Origin of the sequence: Candidatus Electronema sp. PJ (assembly GCF_048287395.1) — a bacterium.
GTDB lineage: Bacteria > Desulfobacterota > Desulfobulbia > Desulfobulbales > Desulfobulbaceae > Electronema.
The window spans coordinates 1-25673 of the sequence record NZ_JBLWEO010000013.1; the positions used below are offsets into that span (position 1 = coordinate 1).

At 52.9% G+C, this 25673-nt stretch carries 26 protein-coding genes and 1 riboswitch; of the genes, 8 read left to right on the forward strand and 18 right to left on the reverse strand.

The genetic code is table 11. The features are described 5' to 3' along the window. Window positions 1-355: 355 nt before the first annotated feature. The 12 genes from ACNKIB_RS01400 to ACNKIB_RS01455 form a co-directional block, all read right to left on the reverse strand. A complete protein-coding gene (locus ACNKIB_RS01400; RefSeq protein ID WP_417908752.1) occupies window positions 356-1717 on the reverse strand; it encodes a tetratricopeptide repeat protein in 1362 nt (453 codons plus the stop codon). Window positions 1718-1797: 80 nt separating this feature from the next. Continuing rightward, the gene (locus ACNKIB_RS01405; RefSeq protein ID WP_417908753.1) at window positions 1798-2160 is read right to left on the reverse strand and encodes a hypothetical protein; all 363 of its coding nucleotides are present in this window, start codon (window positions 2158-2160) and stop codon (window positions 1798-1800) included. A 25-nt stretch (window positions 2161-2185) separates the two neighbouring features. Next, window positions 2186-3325, reverse strand: coding sequence for a hypothetical protein (locus ACNKIB_RS01410; RefSeq protein WP_417908754.1), 1140 nt, complete (start codon window positions 3323-3325; stop codon window positions 2186-2188). Window positions 3326-3328: 3 nt separating this feature from the next. Next, window positions 3329-3622: a DUF2442 domain-containing protein gene (locus ACNKIB_RS01415; RefSeq protein WP_417908755.1), complete on the reverse strand. Its 294-nt coding sequence runs from the start codon at window positions 3620-3622 to the stop codon at window positions 3329-3331. Next, window positions 3606-3839: a DUF4160 domain-containing protein gene (locus tag ACNKIB_RS01420; protein WP_417908756.1), complete on the reverse strand. Its 234-nt coding sequence runs from the start codon at window positions 3837-3839 to the stop codon at window positions 3606-3608. Before ACNKIB_RS01420 ends, ACNKIB_RS01415 begins: the two co-directional genes overlap by 17 nt. Window positions 3840-3845: 6 nt before the next feature. Next, window positions 3846-5153: a class I SAM-dependent RNA methyltransferase gene (locus ACNKIB_RS01425; protein ID WP_417908757.1), complete on the reverse strand. Its 1308-nt coding sequence runs from the start codon at window positions 5151-5153 to the stop codon at window positions 3846-3848. A gap of 333 nt (window positions 5154-5486) precedes the next feature. Then, window positions 5487-5885 (reverse strand): hypothetical protein, encoded by a 399-nt coding sequence (locus ACNKIB_RS01430; protein WP_417908758.1) that lies wholly within the window; start codon window positions 5883-5885, stop codon window positions 5487-5489. Between the two features lie 10 nt (window positions 5886-5895). Continuing rightward, entirely contained in the window at window positions 5896-6597 is a 702-nt protein-coding gene (locus tag ACNKIB_RS01435; protein WP_417908759.1) for a hypothetical protein, read from the reverse strand. 117 nt (window positions 6598-6714) lie between these two features. After that, window positions 6715-10329 carry an OmpA family protein gene (locus ACNKIB_RS01440; RefSeq protein ID WP_417908760.1) on the reverse strand — a complete coding sequence of 1205 codons (3615 nt, stop codon included), beginning with the start codon at window positions 10327-10329 and terminating at the stop codon, window positions 6715-6717. 62 nt (window positions 10330-10391) lie between these two features. Then, window positions 10392-12323 carry a 1,4-alpha-glucan branching protein GlgB gene (gene glgB / locus ACNKIB_RS01445; protein WP_417908761.1) on the reverse strand — a complete coding sequence of 644 codons (1932 nt, stop codon included), beginning with the start codon at window positions 12321-12323 and terminating at the stop codon, window positions 10392-10394. Between the two features lie 261 nt (window positions 12324-12584). Continuing rightward, window positions 12585-13751: an iron-containing alcohol dehydrogenase gene (locus ACNKIB_RS01450; RefSeq protein WP_417908762.1), complete on the reverse strand. Its 1167-nt coding sequence runs from the start codon at window positions 13749-13751 to the stop codon at window positions 12585-12587. 36 nt (window positions 13752-13787) lie between these two features. Beyond that, entirely contained in the window at window positions 13788-14663 is an 876-nt protein-coding gene (locus ACNKIB_RS01455) for a YitT family protein (RefSeq protein WP_417908763.1), read from the reverse strand. Window positions 14664-15232: 569 nt separating this feature from the next. On the opposite strand from ACNKIB_RS01455, the gene ACNKIB_RS01460 reads away from it, so the two are divergent. Further along, entirely contained in the window at window positions 15233-16003 is a 771-nt protein-coding gene (locus ACNKIB_RS01460; protein WP_417908764.1) for a metallophosphoesterase, read from the forward strand. Here the strand turns inward: ACNKIB_RS01460 and ACNKIB_RS01465 are convergent. Continuing rightward, a complete protein-coding gene (locus ACNKIB_RS01465; protein ID WP_417908765.1) occupies window positions 15905-16969 on the reverse strand; it encodes a histone deacetylase in 1065 nt (354 codons plus the stop codon). The genes ACNKIB_RS01460 and ACNKIB_RS01465 overlap by 99 nt on opposite strands. Beyond that, entirely contained in the window at window positions 16941-17555 is a 615-nt protein-coding gene (locus ACNKIB_RS01470; protein ID WP_417908766.1) for a 5-formyltetrahydrofolate cyclo-ligase, read from the reverse strand. The genes ACNKIB_RS01465 and ACNKIB_RS01470 overlap by 29 nt, the downstream gene beginning before the upstream one ends. Window positions 17556-17957: 402 nt before the next feature. Continuing rightward, window positions 17958-18034: riboswitch (cyclic di-GMP riboswitch) on the forward strand. A 347-nt stretch (window positions 18035-18381) separates the two neighbouring features. Here ACNKIB_RS01470 and ACNKIB_RS01475 point away from each other — a divergent pair. The 3 genes from ACNKIB_RS01475 to ACNKIB_RS01485 all read left to right on the forward strand — a co-directional run bounded on the left by ACNKIB_RS01475 (window position 18382) and on the right by ACNKIB_RS01485 (window position 21097). Continuing rightward, the gene (locus ACNKIB_RS01475; RefSeq protein WP_417908767.1) at window positions 18382-18891 is read left to right on the forward strand and encodes an REP-associated tyrosine transposase; all 510 of its coding nucleotides are present in this window, start codon (window positions 18382-18384) and stop codon (window positions 18889-18891) included. A gap of 284 nt (window positions 18892-19175) precedes the next feature. After that, window positions 19176-20009 (forward strand): hypothetical protein, encoded by an 834-nt coding sequence (locus ACNKIB_RS01480; protein ID WP_417908768.1) that lies wholly within the window; start codon window positions 19176-19178, stop codon window positions 20007-20009. Window positions 20010-20488: 479 nt separating this feature from the next. Then, window positions 20489-21097: a fibronectin type III domain-containing protein gene (locus ACNKIB_RS01485; protein ID WP_417908769.1), complete on the forward strand. Its 609-nt coding sequence runs from the start codon at window positions 20489-20491 to the stop codon at window positions 21095-21097. Window positions 21098-21178: 81 nt separating this feature from the next. Here ACNKIB_RS01485 and ACNKIB_RS01490 read toward each other — a convergent pair whose 3' ends face one another. Beyond that, window positions 21179-22396, reverse strand: coding sequence for a YeeE/YedE thiosulfate transporter family protein (locus ACNKIB_RS01490; protein WP_417908770.1), 1218 nt, complete (start codon window positions 22394-22396; stop codon window positions 21179-21181). Window positions 22397-22786: 390 nt separating this feature from the next. Between ACNKIB_RS01490 and ACNKIB_RS01495 the strand changes: the two genes are divergently transcribed. From ACNKIB_RS01495 to ACNKIB_RS01510, 4 genes are read left to right on the forward strand one after another with little or no spacing between them, the layout of a single operon-like run. Next, entirely contained in the window at window positions 22787-23044 is a 258-nt protein-coding gene (locus tag ACNKIB_RS01495) for a sulfurtransferase TusA family protein (RefSeq protein ID WP_417908771.1), read from the forward strand. 44 nt (window positions 23045-23088) lie between these two features. Next, window positions 23089-23421, forward strand: coding sequence for a hypothetical protein (locus ACNKIB_RS01500; protein WP_417908772.1), 333 nt, complete (start codon window positions 23089-23091; stop codon window positions 23419-23421). Window positions 23422-23431: 10 nt separating this feature from the next. Further along, window positions 23432-23779 (forward strand): hypothetical protein, encoded by a 348-nt coding sequence (locus ACNKIB_RS01505; RefSeq protein WP_417908773.1) that lies wholly within the window; start codon window positions 23432-23434, stop codon window positions 23777-23779. 21 nt (window positions 23780-23800) lie between these two features. Next, entirely contained in the window at window positions 23801-23974 is a 174-nt protein-coding gene (locus ACNKIB_RS01510; protein ID WP_417908774.1) for a hypothetical protein, read from the forward strand. Window positions 23975-24165: 191 nt separating this feature from the next. Here ACNKIB_RS01510 and ACNKIB_RS01515 read toward each other — a convergent pair whose 3' ends face one another. Genes ACNKIB_RS01515 through ACNKIB_RS01525 form a run of 3 tightly spaced genes read right to left on the reverse strand, consistent with a single transcriptional unit; the run spans window position 24166 to window position 25395 of the window. Then, entirely contained in the window at window positions 24166-24663 is a 498-nt protein-coding gene (locus ACNKIB_RS01515) for a 23S rRNA (pseudouridine(1915)-N(3))-methyltransferase RlmH (RefSeq protein WP_417908775.1), read from the reverse strand. Then, the gene (locus tag ACNKIB_RS01520) at window positions 24638-25108 is read right to left on the reverse strand and encodes a type II toxin-antitoxin system VapC family toxin (protein WP_417908776.1); all 471 of its coding nucleotides are present in this window, start codon (window positions 25106-25108) and stop codon (window positions 24638-24640) included. The genes ACNKIB_RS01515 and ACNKIB_RS01520 overlap by 26 nt, the downstream gene beginning before the upstream one ends. Then, complete coding sequence (locus ACNKIB_RS01525) at window positions 25102-25395, reverse strand: antitoxin family protein (protein ID WP_417908777.1); 294 nt, start codon at window positions 25393-25395, stop codon at window positions 25102-25104. Before ACNKIB_RS01525 ends, ACNKIB_RS01520 begins: the two co-directional genes overlap by 7 nt. Window positions 25396-25673: the final 278 nt, after the last annotated feature.

The window sequence follows — 25673 nt, forward strand, 5'->3', positions numbered from 1 at the left end:
AAAGCGGATGCTGTAGGACGGGGGCGTGGTCAGCGAATTGACTTCGGGCCTGCATTGAATGCTCATGTCAGCCTCCTATGTTATGTATGGCAATGATTTAAGAATACCGAGCAGAACTGCGGCAGCTCATCCTAAGCAGCGTGGCAGATTCTGTCAAGCATTCTTTGGCCTGCAAACATGCGCCTCGGCATACGGAGGATATGCGGAGGCGCATACGAGGCGTATGCCGAAGCGCATACGGAGCGTATGGGCCTCCTCGGTCTTGAGGAGCTGGGTGCGTGGTAGGGGCGACTTCCTGTGGTCGCCCTTTGTTGCGGAGGCGAGCCGAGCCAAGGGCAGGCACAGGGGCCTGCCCCTACTTGCCCCGCAGCTTGGCGCGAATGTCTGCGAATGCCGCACGCCATTCCTTTAGGTTGGGATGACCAATCTCCTTAGCAAGCTGCACAGCGCGGCTGATGTATGCTTCCGCCTTGCGCAAGTAGCCTAGCTCTTGGTACGTGCGCCCAATATTCCAGCTCGTCTCTGCTTCGCCTCGCCTGTCGCCGATCTCTTGGCTGATGATTAAGCTCTGCTCCAGATGCTTCAGGGCTGTGGCGTAATCGCCCCGTGCATCGTAAATCTGGCTGATGTTGTTCAGCGTTCTGCCTTCGTGTACCTTATCGCCTATCTCCCGGAAGAGGACAAGGTTCTGCTCCAGATACTTCAGGGCGGTAGCGTAGTCGCCCCGCGCCTTGTAAATCTGGCTGATGTTGTTCAGCGTTGCGCCTTCCCCTGCCTTGTCGCCAATCTCCTGCCTGATGACTAGGCTCTGCTCCCATAAGGACAGGGCCGTGGCGTAGTCGCGCTTGGCATAGTGAATCTGGCTGATGTTGTTCAGCGTCGCGCCTTCTACCTTCTTATCGCCAATCTCCTGCGTGATGCGCAGGCTTTGCTCCAGATACTTCAGGGCGGTGGGGTAGTCACCCTTGGCATGCTGAATCTGGCCGATGTTGTTTAGCGTTATGCCTTCGCCTGCCCTATCGCCAAGCTCCTGCTGGATGGTTAGGCTCTGCTCCAGATACTTCAGGGCAGTGCGGTAGTCGCCCCACGCATAGTAAATCTGGCTGATGTTGTTCAGCGTCGCGCCGTCCCCTGCCTTGTCGCCAATCTCCTGCCTGATGACTAGGCTCTGCTCCCATAAGGACAGGGCTTCCTTGTACTTGGCAATGCGGTGCAGGTCATAGCCTGCATTGCTCAGATGCTCTGCCCGTTCCTTCTGCTTGTCCTCCGGCAGCAGGGCGGCGGCCTTCTGCCAGTAGGCAGCGGCCTTGGCGTAGCGCAACTGCACCCTCTGGAGGCGGGCGTTGTCGGCATGGGCCTTGGCAGCAGCAAGGCTGTGCTGGTTGGCTGCGTCCTCCAGCAGGGCCTCGGCCTTGGCGTAGTCGCCCGCATCAATGGCCTGCTTGGCCGCTTGGTTGCCGCCCACGCGGGCCAGCAGCTCCTTGTACTGCCCGGCTATCTCGCGTAGCTTGCTGTCCAGGTCGCCCGCAGGCACCTTCTCTTGCTCCAGTATCCTGAAGAAGCTGGCAAGGGCGGACTCAGTGACGGCGAGCTTGCTGACATACTCAGCAAAGACTGCTGGGGAGATGGTGTCGTAATAGTTGTTCTGCTGCCCAATGGCGTGGTCGCCTTGGCCGATTGGCTGCGTACCACCGCTGCTGGTGAAGTGGTTGGTCATGTCTCACCCGGTTGTAAGGGCGGCCTCCTGTGGCCGCCCAAGAATGAGGAGGGCAGGCACAGGGGCCTGTCCCTACGGAATCACATCCCCACGGCCTTGCTGCACCAGATCAACGCCTTGCCCAGCAGATCGCCCACTGGCAGGGCTGCTGCCACCGTACCGGGTATGGCCGCCAGCACCTTCTGCGCTGCTGTCAGCTTGGCAGCAATCATCGCTGCGTCCGGCTTGGCCTTGCGTGCCTCCTGCTGCGCCGTCTTGACTGCATCCTTCACCTGCTCCTTGTCCGTCTCGGAGAGCGGCAGACGCGACAGTTCCTGCTGCACTTGCCCCAGCAGAGTGAGCAGTTCAGCCGTCGGAGCATAGTTGTTGTTAACCTGCCCGATGGCTCCCTTGCCTTTGGCGATGATCTGCGTCCCGCCGCCGCTGTTGAACGTGTCTCCCATGATCTTGCCTCCATCCACAGTTTGGTTACAGATGCTTCTCCCGTAGCTGCGCCGACACTGCCTTAGTCAGCTCCAGTACCTTCTCGGCGCGGGCGCGGCTGAGTGAGCCAGTGCCGCAGCTTGGCGTGATCAGCATTTGCCGGAGCAGCGCGGGCAGCTCGCGGCCCGGCTTGACTAACTGCGCCGCCTGCGCTTCCCAGAGCTGGGCGAGCGAGTCCGCGCTCTCCTTGTCGATGTCCGCCGCGTTGCCAGTCGGAATGCCGCCCCAAGCAAGGATGCCGCCCCGGTCGAGATAGCGGTGCAGCTCCGCGCCCAAGGCCGCAAGCTTACCGAAGAAGCTGTAGGCATCAAAGCTGAGGATGTCGATCTTCGACGTGAGCAGCAGCTCCCACTCGGTGTTGGCGCAGACATGCAGCCCAGCCAGCGCGCCTGCCGCGTGGATGGCCTCGGCGACCTCGTTGAGCATCTCCTGCACTGCCGCGTTGTCCACCGAGATGAAGGCCGACGAACCCAGCCCGGCCAGCGCAGGCTCGTCTATGAAGACAATCACCGGCAGCCCGCTGGCAGACAGAAAATGCGCCTGCCACGCCGCTTTCATAGCAATGCCCTTGACGGTCATCTCCCGCACGGTGTCGTCGTAATACCCAGCCCGGCCCAGCCTGTCCTTGATGCCGGTGAGCATCGTGAACGGGCCGGTGACTTGGCCTTTCACAGCGGCAGGCTGGCTTGCAACCCGGCCAGCTTGCAGGTGCTCGACGAACTGATACAGGCCCTCGGCTCGCTCGCGGCTGACCCGGAAGCGCGAGGCGGTCAGCGTGTCCGGCTGCTCCTGCGCGGCCATGTAGTCCTCGTAGAAGGCCAGCTGCTGGGCCTCGAAGTCCGGGCCGCTCGTGTCGAAGAGGATGCGGCCTTCCGGCGAGGTCAGGTGCTCCTCGCGGATGCAGGGTATGCCCTCGGCGAACTGGGGCATCATCTGCTCTAGGGGATTGCCGGGCAGCTGCGGCCAGAGGGGAATCTCAGGCGTGGCGGTGAAGATCAGCTCCAAGGCCTCGCAGTGATCGCTCAGGGGTAAAGAGCCGATGAGGACGGGCAGGCCGGAGGGGGTGAAGGGGGTGGTCATAAAGGGAACCTTGGTGATTTTATGATGTTCGTCTGCGCAGCACATTCTTCAGTATGATTTTTCCAACAGCGCAGCGTGTCTCTCATGCGCACATGAGGTAGGGCAGCGTCCGCTTTGGCCATAATCCCCGGCCAGCAAGCCTCTGAACGATAGGTCTTCATCAAGATCAGGCCAATGCAGCCCGAAGGGGGAAACCTCGATGTTGTTGAGCTGCGCCGGAGTGCCGCCAGCCAAACGGGGATTCCTCTCCACCGGAAAGCGCAGCTCCAAACCGCTCGCCATTGTCACCACGACATAGCCGTCTTGAAATCTGGCGGCAGCAACATCAACCAAGGTGCTCATGCCATTTCTCCATTATCAATAGCCGATGTTCTTTGGCAAGCCGCTGGGCGGATGAAAGCTCATTGAGCTTCATGCCTTGCGACTCCCGCAGCTCAACTTCATCCTCAATATCAAAAACAGCTTCTCCCCCGCCATGCCGGACATGTACATGCACGGGACGGTGTTCATTACTATAGAAGAAGAACTTGTAGCCATCTTTCTCAAACACTATCGGCATGGTTTCTCAGCTCCTTTCCAGCAACGCCACCGTCTCAATATGATGCGTCTGCGGAAACATATCCACAGGAATCAGACGGCGCAGCACATAACCCTTACCGCATAGGCTACGAAGATCGCGGGCCAGCGTGGCTGGATCGCAAGAGATATAGATAATCTTCTCTGCGTGCAGCCCAGGCAGGAGCGGGGCGGCTGGGCCGATGCCAGCGCGCGGCGGGTCAAGCAGGATGATGTCCGCCTGTTGCTGCGCCTTGACCATCTGCCGCAAGCTGTCATGCACATCGGCAGCCACAAACCGGGCAGCAACGCCCGCAGCCTGCGCATTGTACTTGGCCCACTTGATGCTTTCTCCATTGCCCTCAACACCGAAAACTTCTCCGCCGGCCAAGGCCAAGGGCACGGAAAAATTGCCCATGCCGCAGTATAAATCCAGCACACTTTTGCCGCGCACATCTCCGGCCAGTTCCAAGGCCAGGGCAATCAGCCGCGCATTCTGGCCAGGATTGACTTGCGAGAAACAACCGCCTGACCAGGAGAGCACGCAGCGTTTCGCCAGCTTGGGCAGCGTGATTGCCTGCCTGAGCAGCGCGGCCTTTTGCGTTTGCCCATTGTTGCGGGAATAAAGATGGCGAAAACCCTGGTCCGAGATACAGCCGATATGACTGCAAACCCCAGTAAGCATCTGCATGACCGCCGCAGAAAGCTGCTGTGGCTTCTTGAGTGGCAGCACCAGCGTGATCTGCCCGTCTGCTGGCGATTGCAGCAGCTCTACCTCCTCAGTCAACCCGCGCAATACTTTGCTGGCCGTCAATTCAACCAAGGCCGCATTGATGCCTGCTGCTGCTGCCAGGCATTCAGGCACCGCGACAAAGGCATTACTCTTCTTCCTGAAAAAACCGAGCTGACCGACCGCGTTGATCTTCAAGCGCAGACGATGCCGACAGCCCCACTGCACGGGTGAAGGCAGCACGTCGTCAACTCCGGCAGAAGGCAGCAGCAGATGCGCCCGCTGCATTGCTTCAGCAACAATAGCTTGCTTAATGCGCAGCTGCTCGGCATAGCTGCTATGCTGCAAATCGCAGCCGCCGCATTCGCCATAAAGCGGGCAACACGACAGCACCCGCTCCACTGACGGCTCCAGCACCTGGAGCAGTTCCGCCTCAATAAAGCCAGACTTCTGCTTGACCTTGCGCAGCTCCACGCGCTCGCCCGGCAAAACCAAGCCGGACAGAATTACCTGCCCGGCTGCGCTGCGGGCTAAACCGCTACCGCCTGCAACGATCTTTTCAATGTGAACAGAATAGACTTCTTGCATAAGACCTAGAAAAGATTCCTTTCTTGCTCGCTAACAAAGGAGTTTGGCTCGGCCAGAAAGGAGTGCTGCCGACTTGCCAAGGAGTTGAAGTCGGCAGAAAAGGAGTCTGGCCGACTAACCAAGGAGTTTGGCTTGGCAACAGAGGAGTTCTGCCAACTTGCAAAGGAGTTGGAGTCGGTCAAACTCCTTTGCGGCTAACCAGGAAAGGAGTTTGGCCAAGCAGAACTCCTCTTCTGCCGACTCTAACTCCTTTCCTAGTCGGCCAAACTCCTTGGCAAACGAGCTATACTCCTCTTACCCAAGCTCCGAAAGCAGCTGAATCTGCGAGAGCTTTTACTTTACCCCTAGCTGCTGGACGACTTTCGCCCGCGTTTTTTTCAGAGTTGCGGTCAAAGATTCGATAACGTTCTCCTCAATCTGGCGATCTAAATAGCCGACCACCGCTGCGTATTCTGCATACCGATAATCCTTGAGCTGCTCTGGCACAACCGGGTATTTTTTCTTTGCTTCCTCAAGGCTGATGTTGCGATACACCACCACCTTGATATCATACTGCTTTGGCTGCGAATCACCCTGTTCCTGCCATTGCCACCAGTCCATGCCCAGCATTTCGCTCGACATGGACGGCGGGCCAAACTCCTCGTAGGCGAATAAGGCGGTCGCGGATTGCGAGCCAACCGCGCACGAGCACAGCAGAAAGAGGGACAGGGAGAAGAGAAAAATCCTCAGCATCGTAACTGGTTCAGCTTAATTTGGCAGAAGCTGGCAGCACCCCAGCTAAATCCGCTGGAATTACAATGGCACCGCTCAACCAGGGAAACATGGGCAGGGGCGTTGCTTCATAAAGGTCGGCACCAATTGCGTTCCAATGCACTTCATAAACCTTGCCTTCTGCATAAAGCCAGGTATGCATTCCACCTCGAGAAACACCAAAACCAAATTTAACTCGCTCAAGCCCAGCAATGTCCACAGCATTCAAGGCTGTTTCGCCAAGATGGTTATTCAGTTGCTGAAAGGCAGGATGATCCTTTGGGGTTGGGTTATAATTGATCACCTTATACTTGAGAGGAATTTTATAGTACTGACGAGTCTTGTTGGCTAAATAATGCGAATAGGGATGTTCGCTGCTACTCGAGTCAGGCGCATCGAGGGGGTGATTGACATCGGGATTAATATAAACTCCTTGCCAACCATGCTTGGTGACAAGATATTGAGCCAGTTCTGTGCCCCGCTGCCCCAGTGTCCATACCTTCTGGGCGGACTGAGTGTCGCCAATCTCCTTGAACGCATGACTTAACACATTCAGCACATAGGTGATGCAGTTGGTTGCTTTATAGGATCCGTAGGTAACTGGATCCATTTTTTGTAACTCGCTGCCCACTTCATGGTCATGGTTGTTGTACAGGTCGATCAGCTTTGTATAGGCGTGTTCATGAAACTTCATCTTCTTTCTCCCTCTTCAGATAAAGATTTGACAGCAGAACAACGGTTGTACCAGCATACCACAATCCCTGCGCACAAGAGCAAAGGAGACGGCGCACCGCCTCCTTTGCTCTACCACCTATTCCTGTAAATGCAGCTCTACTCGCCGGTTCTTGGCTTGTCCTTCCTCAGAGCCATTGTCGGCGATGGGATTGGCCTGACCATAGCCTTTACTGCGCATTAGCTCTTTCTTAATGCCTTGACCAGCTAAGAAATTGCGGACTGCCTCGGCCCGCTGTTGGGAAACCTCCAGATTTTTCTTGGGCGTGCCGCTGCTGTCCGTGTAGCCTGCGATCTCAAACTTCTTGTCTGGTGCAGCCTGCTTGAGGAGTTGCGCAGTGGCGGTCAGGCTTTTCTTTGCCTCTTCGGTCAGCTCTGCCGTGCCTTTTGTAAAATTCACGTTGGAAAGAACAATGGCACTGCTATCCGAGCAACCCATGCCGTCAACTTTACTGCCAGGCTTCGTATCCGGGCAGAGGTCTTTGCTATCGAGAACACCGTCGCCGTCCTTATCACCGTCAACCGTAGGCTCCTGCACAACAGCTTGCTGTTGATTGTCAGTCACCGGCGCAGCCTGCTGCTGTTCCTGTTGCTGCTCGGCTTTGCTTTTCAGCGCGTCGAGTTCGGCTTGCAAGGCGGCGATTTTCTGCTCCAGCTCGGTAATCTTTTGCTTGCTCTCTGCCAGCTCTGCGTTCAGCTTGTCTGCCTCGCCCTGCTGTTGCTCTGACGTGACCGCAGCAGCTTGCGATAGCGCCTCAATTTTCGCTGAGGCCTGCTCCAGAGCCTTTGCCTTTTCTTCCAGCACCGTCTTTAAGCTGGTAGTCTCCTTTTCCAGTTCCGCGACTTTCGCGGCAGCCTCAGTCTGCTGATTCTGCTGGGCATTTTGTACAGTGGCTTCCATCTCAGCGAGCTTGGTCTTGGCAGCGGCAAGTTCAGCCTCTAAAGCCGCAGCCTTGTCTTGCGCTGCTTTGAGCTGCTCGGCTCCGGCCTTCATGTCCGCAACCTGCGCTTCCATCGCAGCGGCTTTCTCCTGCAAGGCAGTCAGCTCGGTTGTTTGCGCCTGTGCCTGCGCAAGGGCCGCTTCTTTCTCCTCCAGGTTCTTCTTCAGCCCAACCAGCTCCTGTGCCAAGGCCGCTGCTTTCGCATCAGCCTGCCCCTGTTGATTCTGCTGGGCATTTTGTACAGTGGCTTCCATCTCAGTGAGTTTGGCCTTGGCAGCGGCAAGTTCAGTCTCTAAAGCAGCAGCCTTGTCTTGCGCTGCTTTGAGCTGTTCGGCTCCGGCCTTCATGTCTGCAACCTGCGCTTCCATCGCCGCAGCTTTCTCCTGCAAGGCTGTTAGCTCGGTAGTTTGCGCCTGTGCCTGCGCAAGGGCGGCTTCTTTCTCCTCCAGGCTCTTCTTCAGCCCAACGATCTCCTGTTGCGTCTGCTGGGCATTCTGGACGGCAGCTTCGGCCTCGGTGAGTTTGGCCTTGGCAGCGGTCAGTTCCCCCTCCAGGGCAGCAGCTTTCTCCTTGAGGGCGGCCAGTTCCTCCACTTGGGCTTGATGCTGGGCAATCTCTCCTTCTAATGCTGTTACTTTTTCCTGCGCAGCAGCCAAACTTTGCTGTAATTTCTGCTTGAGAGCAACCTCTGCCTCCATTGTGGCGACCTGCTCCTGCGCTGCCTGCACTTTCTGCTGAACCCCTTGCAATTCAGCGAGCTGCTTCTCCTGGGCAGCGGCCTTCTCTTTCAGAGCAGTCAGCTCCTTGTCCGTTTCAGCGGCTTTGGTCTCTAATGCGGCCAGTTTCGCTCCAGCTTCCTCAGCAATTTTCGCCGCTTCAGCCAAGGCAGCTGTCTTTTCCTCTAACTGCTTGCCGGTGGCAGTCTGTTTCTCCGCCGCTAGAGTCAGTTCGCTGCTCAACTTCTCCTTTTCCGCAGCGAGCGCGGTGAGCTGGTTATTCAGTTCCTCAGCCTGCTTCGCTTTTTCGGCAATCTCAGCTTGGAGTTTTTCATTCTCCGCCTTGAGAACAGTCAGCTCCTCGCCCTGGCCGGTCAGACCCTGCTGAAGCTCCTTCTCCTTTGCTGAGGTAGCAGCAAGGGACTCTTCAGCGGTTTTCAGGGCGGTCTTGGCCTCAGCAAGCTGTTTTTCCAGATCAGCCGCCGCAGTGGTCTTCTGAGCCAGATTCTGGGCCAGCTGCTCTGCTTCCTTTTCCTGCACAGTCTTTGCCTCAGTCAAGCCAGCCACTTGCGTGACCAGCTCCTTGCCGTTAGCCTCAGCCTCGGCAAGCTGCTGCTGGGCAGCCTCTAGCTCCTTCTGCTTGGCCTCGAGCTGACTTTGCAGGGCAGCGATCTGCTGCTCCCAGGGCGCAGCCTGTTGCTCCTTGCTCTTACCATATTGGAGCATCGCCTCCGCCTTGAGCTGGGAGCCTTTGAGTGCCTTTTCCAGCTCGGCGATCTTGGCCGCGTTTTCCACCAGCATGGTCTTCTGGCTCTCCAGCTTGGTCTGCTGCTCGTTCAAGATAGCCATCTGGGAATCGTCCTTCTGGCTGATCTCGTTACTGCGCTTCTCAGCGGCAGCCTTGGCCACTTCCGCTTTTTCCAAGGCTGATTGCAGTTCGGTGATTTTCGCCGTTGCAGCGTTGACCTTGTCGGCCAGCTTTCCTGCCTCGCTTTCCTTGGCCGCAAGCTGCTCGGTCATCTTCTTGACCTCGTCGGCCAGCTTGGCCCGCTGGGCAGCGGTCTTTTCAATTTCCTGTTTGGCGGCAGCAATCTGTGTCTGCTGTTTTTCGAGCTGCTGCCGAGCAGCGGCAAGCTGTTCCTGCGCCGTTGCTGTCTGGCTCTGGAGTTCAGCCATCTGCTGCTCGACTGGAGCCAGTTTTTCCTCCTGTACCTTGCCGTACTGCATCAGGGCCTCAGCCTTGAGTTCCGCTTTGCGCTGAGTCTCTTCCAAAGTGGCAAGCTGGGCTTCAGCCTCTTCTGCCTGCTGGGTCAGCTCGGCGATACGGATGTTCGCCTCAGCCCGGCTCTGCTCGTGTTCGGCCTTCGTCTGCTCAAGCTGGGCTTCCAGCTCCTGCTTGCTCTGTTCCAGCTCGGCAAAGTCTGCTTGAAGCTGGGTCAGCTCCTGTTGGGCAGCTTCCAGCTCTTCTGACCCAGCTGCCTGCTCTTGGGCAGCAGCATTCATCTGCTCCTGCTCCGCTTGTACTTTCTCCAATTCAGCGGCCAGAGACTGCTTAACCTTTTCAATCTCCGCTACTTTTGCCTTGGCACTCACTAGCTCCTGCTCTCGCTGTTTCAGCTTCTCTAACAACTGGCGACTCGCGGCATTCTCATCTTGACTGAGTGCCTCGACCTTGCTGTCAGCTTGACTGAGCTGCTCTTGCAGGGCCTTGATCTGGGCATCCTTTTCCGCGTTCTGACTGGTCAGCGTCTTGAGTTGGAACTGTTGTATTTGCTCCTGCTTGGCAACTTCTTCCAGTTCTTTGCGCAGCCTCTGCTCCTCAATCTTAGCCGCCGTACTTTCAATCTTGGCCGCGTTAATCTTCTTCTTGTGAGCTTTATCCTGCTGGTCTTGAAGAGGGACTGTCTTCTCTTGATGATGACCTGCTGTTACTCCGGCATAATGTTTCTTGAGCTTGCCATGATAGCAAGCTAGGGAAATATAGGCCAGAATACCGACAGCAATGAAAAAAGAGGTGCGCTTGGAAGTGAATTTCATATCAGAATCCCTCAGTTCGTTTATGTTGTGAGCAAGATGTCATGTCGAAAGCAGGCCGGATCTCAAGCTGGCTTCAAAATCAGGATGGACAGGGGCGGTAACGTCAGGTCAAGGGAATGCTCCAGGCCGAAAAATGGCTCTGGTACGCTCTTGATCAGGCCATTACTAAAACCACTGCCCCAGTAGATCTCCAGATCGCTGTTGATCAACTCTCGGTAGCTGCCGCCCTTAGGCACGCCAATGCGGTAGCTTTCCCTAACCACTGGGGTAAGATTACAGATGATCACCAAAAAGTCATCAGGATTCTCTGCCCGGCGGAGAAAAGAGAAGACCGAGTTATCTGAGTCATTGGCGTTGATCCAGGAGAAGCCTACCCAATCGTAGTCATTCTCGTACAGGGCTGGCTCATTTTTATACACCCGGTTCAGATCTTGGACCAACCGCTGCACGCCCTGGTGGTTCTTGGCTTGCAAGGCCTCCCACTCCAGACCCTTGTCATGGTTCCATTCCTGCCATTGGCCGAACTCGCAGCCCATGAAAAGCAGCTTCTTGCCCGGGTAACTCCACATGAAGCCAAAATAGGCCCGCAGATTGGCAAACTTCTGCCAGTCATCACCACCACCGGGCATCTTGCTGACTAAGGCAGCCTTGCCATGCACTACCTCATCGTGGGAAAGGGGCAGAACAAAGTTCTCGTGAAAGGCATACAGCATCCCGAAAGTCATCTCATGGTGATGGAACTTGCGGTGAATCGGGTCATGGCGCATGTAGCTGAGGGTGTCGTGCATCCAACCCATGTTCCATTTCAGACTGAAGCCCAAGCCACCCAGCCAAGTGGGACGCGAGACCATTGGCCAGGAGGTTGATTCCTCGGCAATGGTCAGCACACCGGGAAACAGGCCATGCACTACCTCGTTCGCTTTACGCAGGAAGCTGATCGCGGCCAAATTCTCCCGTCCGCCATACTCGTTGGGCAGCCATTCGCCTTCTTTACGCGAGTAATCTAAGTAGAGCATGGAAGCCACCGCATCTACCCGCAGACCATCGAGGTGATACTTGTCAATCCAGAACAGGGCATTGGAGATCAAGAAGGAACGGACTTCATTGCGTCCGTAGTTGAAGATCATGGTACCCCAGTCCTGATGCTCGCCCTGTCTCGGATCTGCATGAGCGTAGAGATGGGTACCGTCAAAATAGTTAAGGCCTGCCCCGTCCTTGGGGAAATGTGCCGGTACCCAATCGAGGATGACTCCGATGCCATGTTGATGGCACTGATCCACAAAGTACATGAAGTCCTGCGGGCTACCAAAGCGGCTGGTTGGGGCAAAGAAACCCAGGACTTGATAGCCCCAGGATGCGTCAAAGGGATGCTCGGCAATGGGTAAAAGTTCGATGTGCGTATAGCCCATCTCCAAGACATAAGCAATCAATTCCTCAGCCAGCTCGCGGTAGGTGAGCCAGCGGCTGCCATACTCCTCATCAGGCACCTTCTTCCAAGAAGCGAGATGAACTTCGTAGATGGAGATCGGGCTATGCAAAGACTGCTGCTTGGCCCGGCGATCCATCCATGCCTGATCCTGCCACTGGTAGCTGTCCAAGTTCACGACAACCGAGCCAGTGCTGGGCCGCAACTCCATGGCAAAGCCGTAGGGATCCGACTTGTCGAATTGCTCACCCTGCTGACTGAGGATCCGGTATTTATAGACGGTATGTTCCTGCAAACCAGGAATGAACAGGCTCCAGATGCCAGAGTCGCTGGAGTGCAGCGGATGTTGCTGCCCGTCCCAGTCGTTAAAGGTGCCAATCACGCTCACCTGACGGGCATTAGGTGCCCAGACCGCAAAGGCAATGCCCTCTTGCCCGGCAAAGGAAACGAGATGCGCTCCAAGCTTTTCGTAGGCACGCTCGTGGGTGCCTTCGCCGATCAGGTATTTGTCAAAATCACTCAGCCAACTGGCAGGAAGCGGTTGGCCAGGAAAGGGAATGGAAGTCATCAGAGAGGGAACCTTATAGTTGAAAGCAGCTGTCGCAGAGGTACAAGATCAGAAAACGGAAACAGTATAGCTGCTTCTGAGTGGTTTTCAAACCCTTTTCTGCACTTGGAGAGCCGCAGGATGCCAGACAGCGTTCTTCTCTGTCTGGCAAGAAGGTGGTTGCTGGACTTAAACCCGTTGCTGTGAGGGAGGAGGAGGTTCTTGCTCAGGAAGCGCAGGTTGCTTTTGCACCGCATGGTCAGCAGGCCCAGACGACCTTAGTTAACTGGCCAAGGTGAGAATCTCTTCTATGTTTTCCTGGGTGTATTGGTTCAGCCGCCAAACGCGGGCTAAGGCCAGGGCATTGGCGGCAATTCTGGGAATATCACTGGCTGGGATGTTCAGTTCAGTCAAGGAAACCGGGTTGCCTGTCTTGCGAAACCAGCTGCGCAGAGCTTGGATAGTGAGTTCTGCGGTTTCCGCATCTGCGGCCTGCTCTGGCAAACTAAAGATCATGCGGCCCAGATACGCGATGCGGGCAGGGTCTTGTCCGAGTTGCCAGCGCAGCCAAGCAGGCACGACAACTGCCAGGCCTGCCCCGTGCGGCACATTGTACAACGCACTGAGGGAATGTTCGATCATGTGCATGGGAAAGGCTGTTTGTCCCAGGCCTGCGCCAGTGAGTCCATTGAGAGCTAAGGTCGCTGTCCACATCAAGGCAGCGCGTCCCCCATAATCGCAGGGATCTGCCAAGCAACGGGCACAGGACTGCATGACATTGCGGATCAGTCCTTCCATCAAATCCCTTTGCACGGGCACGTCCACATCGCGTGTGGTCATATAGAATTCCAGCACATGGGCAATGGCATCTACTGCGCCATAGGCTGTGTAGGTCGGTGGTACGGTAAAGGTCTGTTCCGGGTCAAGGATAGACACTTTAGGATAGAGCAAGGGATGGCTGGCCGCGAATTTCTCCTGGGTTGCCTCGTTGGTGATCACCATGCCTGAGTTCATTTCCGAGCCAGCTGCTGCCAGGGTAAGGACGGTGGTGATTGGCAGGGCAGCTGTGATCAACTGTTTGCCAACAAAGTAATCCCAGACATCGCAGTCAGCAGGGCTGCCAGCCGCAATCGCCTTGGCCGTGTCGATCACAGAGCCTCCACCCATTGCCACGATGGCCTGGAGATCCTCTTGCTGAACCTTGGCAATCCCCTCGCGCACATGGGCCAGCAGTGGATTAGAACAAACCCCACCGTGTTCTACTACAGTCACGCCCGCCTGAGCCAGCGAGGCCATTACCTGCCCATGCAGGCCGCTCTTTTTGCTGCTTGCTTGACCATAGACCAGCAACACCCGGGTGGCAAAGGCAGCGGTTTCCTTGCCAATGCGCGGTACTGTATTGCGACCAAAGATGATCTTGGTTGGGTTGTAAAAGACAAAGTTCTGCATGATGCGCGCCCCTAGAGTTGAATTACTCCTCTGAATTCACCAGTGCGGCTGATTGCCGATCCTGTAGTTCATCACTTCCAGCGTGTCGCTAATCACTACAAAGGCGGTAGGATCGATACTGCGTACCAATCGTTTCAATTGGCCGATCTCAGTGAAGGCAATCACCGCATACAGGATATGCTCCTCATTGCGCAGATACCCCCCTTCACCTTTGATAATCGTCACGCCGCGCCGGATATCCTTGAGAATCTCATGCGAGATCTCTTCCCATTTATGAGAAATAATAAAGACAGACTTCCTCTGACTGAGACCTGTGACCACGATATTGACCACCTTGGACGTGACATAGACCACAATCATCGTGTGCAAGAGAGCCTCGATGGAATAATAAACCGAGATGAGCGAGAGAACAAGAATATTTACAGTGAGGATGGTCGTGCCAATGTTGATGGAAAACCGTTTCAGCAGCATCACGGACAGGATATCCATCCCTCCTTGTGAGCCGGAGGTGCGCAGGCAGATACCAGCACCACCACCCAAGATCAACCCGGCCAACAGGGCATTGAGGATGGGGTCTTCTACCTTGAAGGGAACGAAATGCACAAAGGTCAGGGCCAAGGTTAAGGTCAAGGTACCGACGATGCTGAACACGAAGAACCTCCGCCCAACCGTCATCCAGGCTAACGCGAAAAGCGGGATATTGATCAACAGGTAGATCAGGCCCACATCAAAGGCAGGGAGCAGCTTGTGGATAATCAAGGCAATGCCGGTGATGCCGCCTGTGGCAAAATGATTGGGAATCAGGATGCCGTTGGTGGCCGTCGCGCAGAGCGTGCTGCCAATGCAGAGCAAGATGAGGTCAGAGATAACCTGCTGCGGCGATTCAAACAAGGGCTTCGGCGGTTTCGGCATAATGGCTGGACGGTTAAAGGCGCATGACCGAGCAGCGGGTTTGCAGATGCGGTCAGCAGAAGCAGCCTACCACAGGTGCTTCCTTTTTACCAGAGCGGTTCAGCGCAGGAACTGCTCGCTCGTGCCTTTGGAGATTTCTCGAGCGAGGAAATTTATTTTTCTCGCTCGACGTTTTGGAAATTTGTCGAGTGACACACTTACCTTCCCTCGAGCGAGTCTCTTACCCTTTCTCGCTCGACATCGGCACCGAGTGTCGAGCGACACTGCCTCTCACTCTCGCTCGACACTCTCTCCTTACCTCGCTCGACGTTTTGGAAATTTGTCGAGCGAGGTTTTCGCAAATTGTCGCTCGACGTTTTTAAAAATCCTCGAGCGAGGATTTCCACCTGTCTCGCTCGAGAAGATTGCTCTCGCTTGTCTGACCAGAGGCCTTGGCCTAGTGCGGCTGCCTATTCCCCTTGACCTTATGGGAAAATTTGACATACATTGAACATATAAGCAGCGAATTGTGGGAGTGCTTCTTCGTAGGCACCCCGAAACAAAGGTAGGGACAAGAGGAGGAAAATACGATGATATCAGGCAAGATGCCTGACCTAGCTGCAACGTGCGTGATCGGCGATATTCACGGATGCAGCCAGTCTCTGGCCGCGTTGCTGCCGCTGATTGAAACGCGAGCGCAGTCTTTTGTCTTTCTCGGCGATTACATCGACCGTGGCCCGGATTCCAAGGGCGTGATTGAGCTACTCCTCGCCTTTCGCAAAAGGCACCCAAGGACCATCACGCTCCTGGGTAATCATGAGCAAATGCTCCTAGATTACCTCAGTGGCTCGGATGATACTTTTTTACACAGTGGGGGAATGACGACCCTGGCCAGCTACGGTATCCCCCCAGATACACACCCAGAGGCAGTGCAGCAACTCCTGCCAGCAGAGCATCTGGCCTTTTTCAACAACCTGCCGCTGTTATGGGAAGATCAGCATGGCATCTACGTTCATGCGGGCTTAGAGCCAGACGTGCATCTAAGCCGCCAGGTTGCGAGTCGCTGCCTGTGGATCAGGGATGAGTTCGTGCGCAGCCAACACCGTTTTGAGAAGATCGTTATCTTTGGTCACACGGTCTTTAAGCAACCCTTGGTGCAGCGCAATAAGATCGGGATTGACACCGGCGCGGTCTATGGTGGCAACCTGACTGCCTTGCTCTTGCCAGCGCAGGTGTTTGTCTCAGTCGCTGGAGCCCAGTCGTCAGATCGGCCAGAATTCCCTCGCGATCAAGAGGGCCTGATCCAAAGCTGGACACGGAACCTGAGCTTGAGCAAGCTGCTCCGCTTTTTCCGCAGATAAGTTAATCGGCCAATCGCCCGTTATCGGTTCGCCAGACAGTTCAGCCAACACTGCTAATGCCCCGTTGCACAAGGCAGTGAGATTGTAGCCACCTTCTAGGGTGACTAACAGTCTGCCCTGGCAGACTTCCGCTGCTACCTCGACCATGGTGCGGGTCATCCAAGCAATGCCGTCAGGAGTGACCTGCATATCGCCGAGTGGATCACCCTTGCAGATATCCAAGCCGCAGGAGATCAGGATCAGTTCAGGTTGGTAAGCCCGGGCTATCGGGACAACCAGTTCGTTGAAGACGCGGGCATATTCCAGATCACCTTGACCACCAGGCAAGGGCACGTTGACCGTGTAACCCTCGCCCTTATCCGTACCATTCTCCAACGCCGCCCCAGTACCGGGATAATAGGGATACTTGTGGACAGAGAGATAGAGTACCTGGTCTGTCTCATGAAAGCTCTCCTGTGTGCCGTTGCCGTGATGCAGGTCCCAGTCAACGATCATAATCCGCTGTAGCCCCAGTTTCTCGAGTGCCCACCGCGCTGCCACAGCCACGTTGTTATAGAGACAGAAGCCCATCGCGTTTTCCTGCTCTGCATGATGGCCAGGAGGCCGCACCAAGCAGAAGGCGTTGTCGATCTCCCCTTGAAAGATCCGGCCAATGCCGTTGATCAGCGCGCCCACTGCGAGACAAGCGGCCTCGTGGGAGCGGGGCGAGGTGTGGGTATCAGGATCAAGGGCCATCAGTTCGTGGCCTTGTGTGTTCATTACCCGTTTAACCAAGGCAGCCGAATGGTTAAGCTGGAGAACATCAGGCCCAACCGGGCTAAACTTAGGATAGATAAAACGTTTGCCCAGCTGGTCGTGATCCAGGGCCTCATAAATCACCCTCAGCCGATCCGGCGATTCAGGATGACCGTAGCCTGGCTGGTGCTGTAGGAAAAGATCATCTCGGTATATTGCAGTTCTGCGCATAGCGAATCCTCCGGCAGTCGTAGAGTTGTTCTTCTGTCACAAGAATATCCATGAACTGGTCATGGGCTTCAGTTGGTACCTGATCAACAAGCTGTATTTCAAACGAGAGACCGATGCGCAGAGCCTGGGGCGCATCTTGGCTGAGAAAGCGATCATAAAAGCCACCACCGTAGCCAAGCCTGCCACCGCCTTGGTCAAACACAGAACCAGGCACCAGGACAAGATCAAGCCGGTCTGGCTCGATTGCTGCCTGCGCCGAAGTTGGTTCGAGAATACCATAGCAACCCGGCTGCAGTTGGCGAGCAGGATCAGTGATCGGTACCGCCAACAACCTTTTCTCCTTACGCAGCGTGCGCGACACAGAGACAGTTTTACCTACAGCAAGGAAATGTTCCAGCAGCGATAGGGTTTCCACCTCACTGCGAAAATGAACATAGAGAAAAATATGTTCCGCAGCAGCTACCGCCGGGTGTGCTGTTAGTAGCTCATGAATGCAGCGGCTTTTTTCCCAACGGTGCGCTGGGGGCAGCTGATCGCGGGCAGCCAGCTTGGTTTGGCGGAGAAGGTTTCGGTCTCTGTCGTTCATGAGCCTCATCTTGCCCTTGAATAGAAAAAATCGCAACAAGCAAGAAGAAGGACTGCCTTTTTAGGTGAGAAAGGCGGGGAAAAAAGAGCGATGCAGTCCTATATGCTACAGCGTAGTGCCACGTGTGTAAAAAGTATCCACATGCCCTCGCTCAAGTGAGTAAATATTACTCACTTGAGCAAGTTTGATAAAAATTCTCATTAATAACAAAGCTATAAAAAAATATTTTTCAATGATACAACAGTAAATTGCACATCGCGCACAAAAACTGGCATGAATTTCGCATTACAGGAGACAAAGTTCAGCACTGCTGGACGATGATCTTGCGCTTTTTCATGCAGGAGAACATGTCGCACTTTCCGGCTGATGCAGCTCACAAAGTGGTATCAGTTTAACTGGGAAAGTTGACAAAGCCACAATCATCGCGAGGTGATGTCGGAAAGCCACGGGTCTCAAAGGGAGACAGCCGGGTTGCCTGCTTTAACGTTATATGCCGGAGGAGGCTATTATGAAGACATGGACAAAGGTAGTTATCAACAAAGGATTGGTCGGACTGGCAGCACTGTCTCTATTCGCTGCTCTCGTATTACCGGAAATGGCAATCTCCGCCACTGACGGGAATGGCTGTTCTCCGCAGTTCTCGAAAAACATGCAGCCGCAACGTATTGTCAGACGCTGCCCTTGGAGATAACCAGTAAGGCACGATTACCACTGTAGGAAAGGAAAGAAGGTAAGACTCTCACGAGCCTAACCTTCTTTTTTTTTGCCTGTTCAATTGTTCTGCTTCATTTTTTTGAAATCGGTTCGTCATGAGAAAGAGAAATTCATGCAATATCGACGTGCAAGAATACAAGGAGGAACCTACTTCTTTACAATTGTCACCCATAACAGGCAGAACATATTGGCATCCGATAAAAATATTGAACTACTGCGAGCTGGATTCCAATATGTTATGCGAAATCACCCGTTCCGCATAGATGCTCATGTTATTCTGCCAGATCATGCTCATTTTATTTGGACATTGCCGGATGGTGACAGTGATTTTTCAACGAGATGGCGTTTGATCAAGAGCTATTTCACTCGGTATTTTCAAGCTGCTGCGCCGGAATATCCTCTATGGCAAAAGAAATTTTGGGAACATGTTATTCGGGATGAAAGAGATATGAAAAACCATGTGGAGTATATCCACTATAACCCCGTCAAACATGGTTTGGTTCAATCGCCTATCGAGTGGCCTTTTTCAAGCATTCACCGTTATATTCTTGAAGGCTTTTACACCCCGAATTGGGGAGAATCGGAGCCATTGTTCTTGGGCGACAGGATTGGGAATGAATAAACCAAGTAGCTTTCATCTTAATGATTGAAGATAGTTGGAAGTATTGTTCTTAAATGATGGGATGTAAAACGAATAAGTGGGGATAAATAAAATTGTCTACTACTTTGGCGACAGGATTGGGAATGAATAAACCAAGTAGTATTCATCTCCCTGATTGAAGATGGTTGGAAGTATTGTTCTTGGATGATGGGATGTGAACGAATAAGTGAGGATAAATAAAATTGTCTGATTTCGTTACACTCAATCAGACCTACGCAACTACGCAACTATTAGAAATATTCATTATGAATATACATAAAAAAACATATATTTTTTCATTCCTTATAATGATTACTTCCTTATTTTTATTAATGATTTCTAATCAAACAAAAAGCAAGCTTGTGGAAGACATATTTTCTAGTATTTTCACAGGATCAATAGTAACGCTTGGAGTGTCAGTTATTTCTTATCTGCACGAGAGGAATATTTTTTTCAGCAAACTATATTATGATCTGTTATCATTATATATCAGAACAAATGAATTATACCACATAATTATAAAATTAATCATTAAGATTGACAAAAATACACCTATGTCTGAGGGAGATGTTAGCAAGATTAACCGGATGCCAGAAGAAATGATGAAAATCATAAACATGAAAGACAATATACGAGATAGTTATCTCGATCATTACACTCCATTCTTACCATTTAATCTTTTCGAAAAAAGAACTGTTAAATCAATAAAAAATATTAAATATAATTTATTTCCATATATGGATAATTTAAATTTATTTATTCACGAATTCGTTATATCTAAGCTGAAGTTAGAAAACGAACTTAAGGAGTTAGAGTTAAAAGAACTTAGTAGAAATACCAATAGTATTACTACAAACAAGAATAGTGTTATTAACACTTGTGTTTGCGGCTTTTTTTATTTTAAAAAGCATGATATATGCACGATAGCTGAAAGATCAAAGAAAACTAGAGATTATATTGAAGGACAGCTTCTTAATATATTGAGAAATTCAGACGGATATGAATCTTTATTCTCAAGTTATTATGAGGTTGATCTTCTTAGAAAACGCTTTGAGAATGACAAGAAAATCATTGAGGACAGCCAAAGAAATAAATTATAGTCAAGTAGGTCTGCTTGAGTGCAACGAAAGCAGACAACTGAAAATCGGCGGCCCAAAACGGCCCGTTCACCGTTTAAATCGCCCCAAAGTCAATTGGAATTAAGCCAATTCACATTGGAATCACCCTGTTTTCGATTTAAATTGACACGATTTCAATGTGAATTATCCCGTTTTCAACTTGAATCAAGGCGATTTCGATCAAAAACGGGCCAATTTCAATTTAAACCGGAGCGATTCACACGTAAAACGTACCGATTTCAATGTGAATCAGGGCAATTTAAATTTGAATCGGAGCAATTCATATGTGAATCGTCCTGATTTCAATGTAAATCATCCCGATTTAAATTTAAATCAGGACGATTCAAACGTACATTCTCTGAGAAAAAACGAAAAAATACCGGGAAAATACTGGCATTGAGGCATATGCGGTCTTGCAGTTCAGGAAGCACAACACACATCAAAGCAAGGAGGGTCGAAACATGCGTTTTCCAAACACTGAAGCGACAATCATCGCCTTGGCGCAGAAGATGATCAGCGGATTCAACAACAATCCGAACTTCCCCACGCCGCCAATCACTCCAGCGCAGCTACAAGCCCGGCTGGACGCGGCACTCAATTCCAGCGATGCGCAGGTCAGCACGCAGGCAGCAGCAAAGCAGGCCACAGATGCCAAGCAGGCCGACTTTGACTCCATGATTGCCGACATGAAAACCATGCTCCATTATGCCGAAGATGCGGTGCAAGGCGATGATGCCAAATTGTCAGAAGTGGGCTGGGGCGGCAGGGCTGAACCGCACGCGCTGGAAGTTCCTGGCCAGCCAAGGCTGCTTGAAGTGCGGGAGCAGGGAACTGGTTGGCTGACGCTGGATTGGAAAAAGCCTGCGGACGGCGGCGCAGCTGCTTCCTACAGAATCGAGTGTCGGGATTTGACTGAAGGTGCTGGCGCATGGACACTGGCTGGCATGGCGATTAACATCGAAATCACACTCAAAGATCAGCCGCGCGGTAAGGATTTGGAATATCGCGTCATTGCGGTCAACAAAGCCGGAGAAGGCGAGCCGAGTAACACGGTGATGGCGGTATTATGAGGGAATGGTTGAACTGAACACCTCTGAAGGAAAGAAGGTCAGACTCTCACGAGCCTAACCTTCTTTGTTGTTAGTGGCACATCACATCGGCACGATCAGTTTGTTGCTGTCTTCGTTCCAGGTGACAATCACATACCACAAGGCCATCATAAAGGCGATCAGACCCAAGGTCCAGCCGTAGCCCATTGAGTCAGGCAGATAAACAAAACGGCCAAGCACGCCATCATCCTCAAATTTGGCGGCCTTGAACCATTTGGTTATCAACGAGTTGGATACGGAAAAGAAAGGCACCACGATCCAGAGCTTGAGCTGCCCTTCACCTACGCGCCAGAGCGTGCCAGAACCGCAACCACCTGCCAGCATTCCGCCTAAGCCGAACAGGAAGCCACCAACTACCCCACCCCAGCCAAACGTACCACGCACATAATTCGCTGGATCGAGCACCGGGTTGCCATCAAGACGAACAGGGACGGCATATTTGACCACTGCCCCGCCGATAGCAAGAATGAAGATGGACAAGGCCACGGATTTGGCCAAGGTACAGTCGCCAGTCATGTGCGGCTCGCGGAAGCCCTGAATCATGCACCAGCGACCCCGGTGCATGGCATAGCCAAGACCTGCTGCGATCAACAACACACCGGATAAGGAGGCAATGTATTTCGCATCACCTTCGCCTTCATAGCCGCTGTACCAACTTGCCCCGGCAATTAAAGCCAGCAACGTAGCTAGACCGAGAAAGGTTTGGACAATACGCGGTAGCTCAATAGTCCACGCGCCGTTTGATCCCCAGGTGATATGTTCCATCTCCTTGTACAGCAACCAAAGACCGAGGATTACGCCAATGACGATACCTAGCCACATACTAAAGCCATTGGCTGCCAAGTTGCCGATGGCGTTGTACATACCACCAACATTACAGCCGCCTGCTAAGGCTGAACCAATACCCATCAGCAATCCAGCAATGATTCCTTTGACTGCTTCGCGGTAGGGCGGGAAGCGGAAGGCAAACTGGCCACCTACGAAGGCTGAAAGAAAAGCTCCGCCAAGAAAGCCAATGCCGATCACCGAGCCAGAATCAATCAACGGTGATTTGGGAGCATCTTTATACAGATACAGCCCGTACAGAATCCAGTCGCCCCAATTGCGGATCGCACCTACCGCGCCCCAAGGCCGCCACCACACCATCATCAGGATACTCAGGATAGCGATGATCACCCCGGTGATATTTGCCTCCCATTCGGTCTCGCAGACCTGCTTGTACAGATTTCTGATTTTTCCCAAGAAACTCGTTTCGCTCATCGTTTTCTCCTGTCTGCTTAAATATTTTTGTCTGCCGTTTACACGGTGTATTTCCCAAATTACGTAGCTCCCCAGTGGCTGAACCGGTCTTTTATTGTATAATTTATTGCATCGCTTGTATAGTTTTTTTGCAGCGGCGGCTGAGGTTCTGCTGCCAAACCGAAAAAGCTGGATAGCCAAAACAAGCCCTTTCGTTTGTCAGTTCAGTTGGTTGTTCCACATGAATCTCCAGGGTAGCCTGTATTAATCCCTTGACAGAAAGGACGCTATTCGTTATAGAGAGCACATCTCTTTGAATTAGGAAGAGCTGAAAAACAGCCTGATCAGAGGCAGTTCAACGCGGAACAACGAGGTTAACTCTTTTTTATTTTTAAAGTCAGGAGGATCAAAATGAGCGATGTAAAAACAGCACCTGATGGACTGAACCCAGCAGCAGTACTTGATGCAAAAGGACTGAGCTGCCCCATGCCGCTGCTGCGCACCAAAAAAGAGATCGGCAAGATCAAGACTGGGGAAATTCTCCAGATTGATGGCACTGATCCTGGTTCGCGCAACGACATTCCTGGCTGGTGCTCGCGCTCTGGCCATGAGTATTTGGGTGAGAAAGAGCAGGCAGGCTACATGAGCTTCTTTGTCAAGAAAGGCTGATTTCCCTCAAGCATTCATCTAACCACGTTAAGGAGGACAGGCCAATGTCTGCCGATCCGAATAAACTTGCTATCTTCGTCACCTCCCCCCAGAACATGACCCATGTGGTGGGAATCGCCGAAGCTGCGGCGAGAGCTGGCAAGAAGCCGATGATATTCTTCACCTACAAATCCATTCACCTGACCAAGGATGCCCGTTTCAAACCGCTGGCCGATCTGTGCGGCGAAGAGAACCTTGCCATCTGCGCGGACAGCTACACCTGCGAGGGCTATGACTCGGCCAAGGACATTCCTGCCGGGCTGACCGCCAAGCAGATGAGAACTCAGGCATTCCACGGCGCACTGCTGGACGAATGCGGCAAGTACATCGTTTTATAAGGAGCCTGCCATGGAATCGCTGAAAGTCTATATTCTGATCGCCAACCGCACGTACAACGACGGCATCCGTTCAGCTCTGGGGCTGGCTGTAGAGAACCATTACGGCTATCCGGTGATCATGAACGGGGAGTTCCCCAAGTTCTCCACCTACATGGCAGAAAACATCGCCTGGATCGGGGATATGGAGGGCGAAGTTTTCACCTGCGGTGCGCCTGCGCCTGAAAACCTGCCTGAAGAAGTATCACTCACTGAAATCAGCCTGAAGGAACTGGGCGAGCGGATGCGTGATGCTGATGTCATCATTCCCTACGGCCTGCCGAAACAAACCAACACACCGCCGCCCGCTTGCGCGGAATAAAACGAGGAGGAAAAGATCATCATGAAAATGCTCCAGGTGTATCGTTCCGAGCCGAACGACGATGTGAAAACCTTGGTTGAAATCCTCAACCGTGACCGTGATGCCGATGAGTTCAAACTCTACGGTGAGAATCCCAACTACGACGAGCTGGTGCAGAAGATTTTCGCGGCGGACAAAACTGTCTGTTGGTGGTAGTCCCTGACGCATTCAGCTGCTGAAGAGCAGAAAAAAGGCCTGTGATCGTTTAGATCATAGGCCTTTTTTTGTAGGCTGTTCTGTTTCTTCACTCTTACGCAGTGGTTTCTTTAAGATTGTCCTTCCGCCGCCTCTTCTGTCATTTCGCGCAAAGCGAGAAATCTGTAAACTGACACCTCTGCAAGCTCTCCTTACTTGTGATAATTATGCCCGGCCCTGATGGAGCAAGCCCGGTAAAGCTGTTCCAGGAGAATGAACCGGGTCATCTCATGGGTAAAGGTGAGGCGGGAGAGCGACCAAACCAGCCCGGCTTGCCGCCGCACCCGCTCGTCCAAGCCCAGATGGCCGCCAATGAGGAAGCAGACCGTGTGCAGGCCCCGATTTCCCCAGTCGTCCAAGGCCGCAGCCATCGCTTCTGAGGTTTGCTCCCGGCCAGTTGGGTCAAGGGCGACTATGAGCGAAGCCGAGGCGGCCTGGGCCAGGAGCTGCTCGGCCTCGTGCGCCATGATGACCTGATCAGGATCATGCCTGCCCTGTTCTTTCAGCACCTTGATCTCTACTGGCAGATAGCGACGCAGACGTTCCGCATAATCACGGATGCCTTGTTCAAGATAGCTTTCCTTGGTTTTGCCGAGAAAGGGGAGAAGGAATTTCACCGATAGATCAAGGATGATTGTTCGGATTTTCAACAAGCAGCCCTTCAGTCTGCGCGGCGGCGAGTAGCTGCTTATCCGCTGACACAAAAGAGAACGCGTCCGGCGCAGTTTGGGAGAATGCAGAATATATTTTCAGGGCGCAGGCCAGCTGAATGCTGTCATAAGCCCGTAAAGGATGCCGCTGCACCAATCTACCAGCAGTTTTGATATCTGATTGCTCGACATCAACAATATGATATAGACTCGCCCATTCTGTTTTGAACAGCCGGACTGTCTGCGCCAACAGCTCTGGATCAACTCTGTTTTCCCTATGCAGCCGGGAAAATGCGCTCAACGTTTCCACCCAAGTCACGCTGGCCAGAATAATAATCTGCCTGTCTGAGTCTGGATCGGTCAAGGCTTCAATCCATGCGGAGCCTTTTTCCGTCATGTATTTCTTCACAAGCGCACTTGTGTCTAAAAAATGTGCGCTTACCATTGTCCTCGATCCTCAATGACTATTTCGGACAGAGATTCTTTTGCGCTCTGCCTCAGTGCGTCGGAGAGCTTGCGTCTTTCCTCTTTTGAAATCAGGGCAGGCTGCTGCGGATGCGGCGGCGGGGTCAGCAGGCCGACTTTGTGCAGAAACTGCATGATCTGCTCCGCCTTGTCGGTCACAGGTTCTGGCAGGATTTGAATGCGGACTGTGCGGCGTTCAGGTAGCGTCAGCGGCTCAAGTGGGCGCAGCACTCCGTGCTCATAAACAGCAGCTATGGAATTGGACATGGTACGGCTCCTTTTGCCAAGAAAGGGAGAAAAAAAATTACAAGTTACTTCTTTATCTCTGAAGAGATAGATTCGCTTAATAATTTTGACAATTTGCTGGATGCCTCAGGGAGTGAGAACCCTGAATATAAACCTATATATGAGTTACGCAGTTGCATAAAGATTGATTGGGTCAAGCGTATAAATCGGCTGCGTCAAATAGGCTCTGACAGCATCGCGGACAATGGAAATTTTTGCCTTGAACCAAGAGATTCCTTTGTTGACGAAGCAATGATATT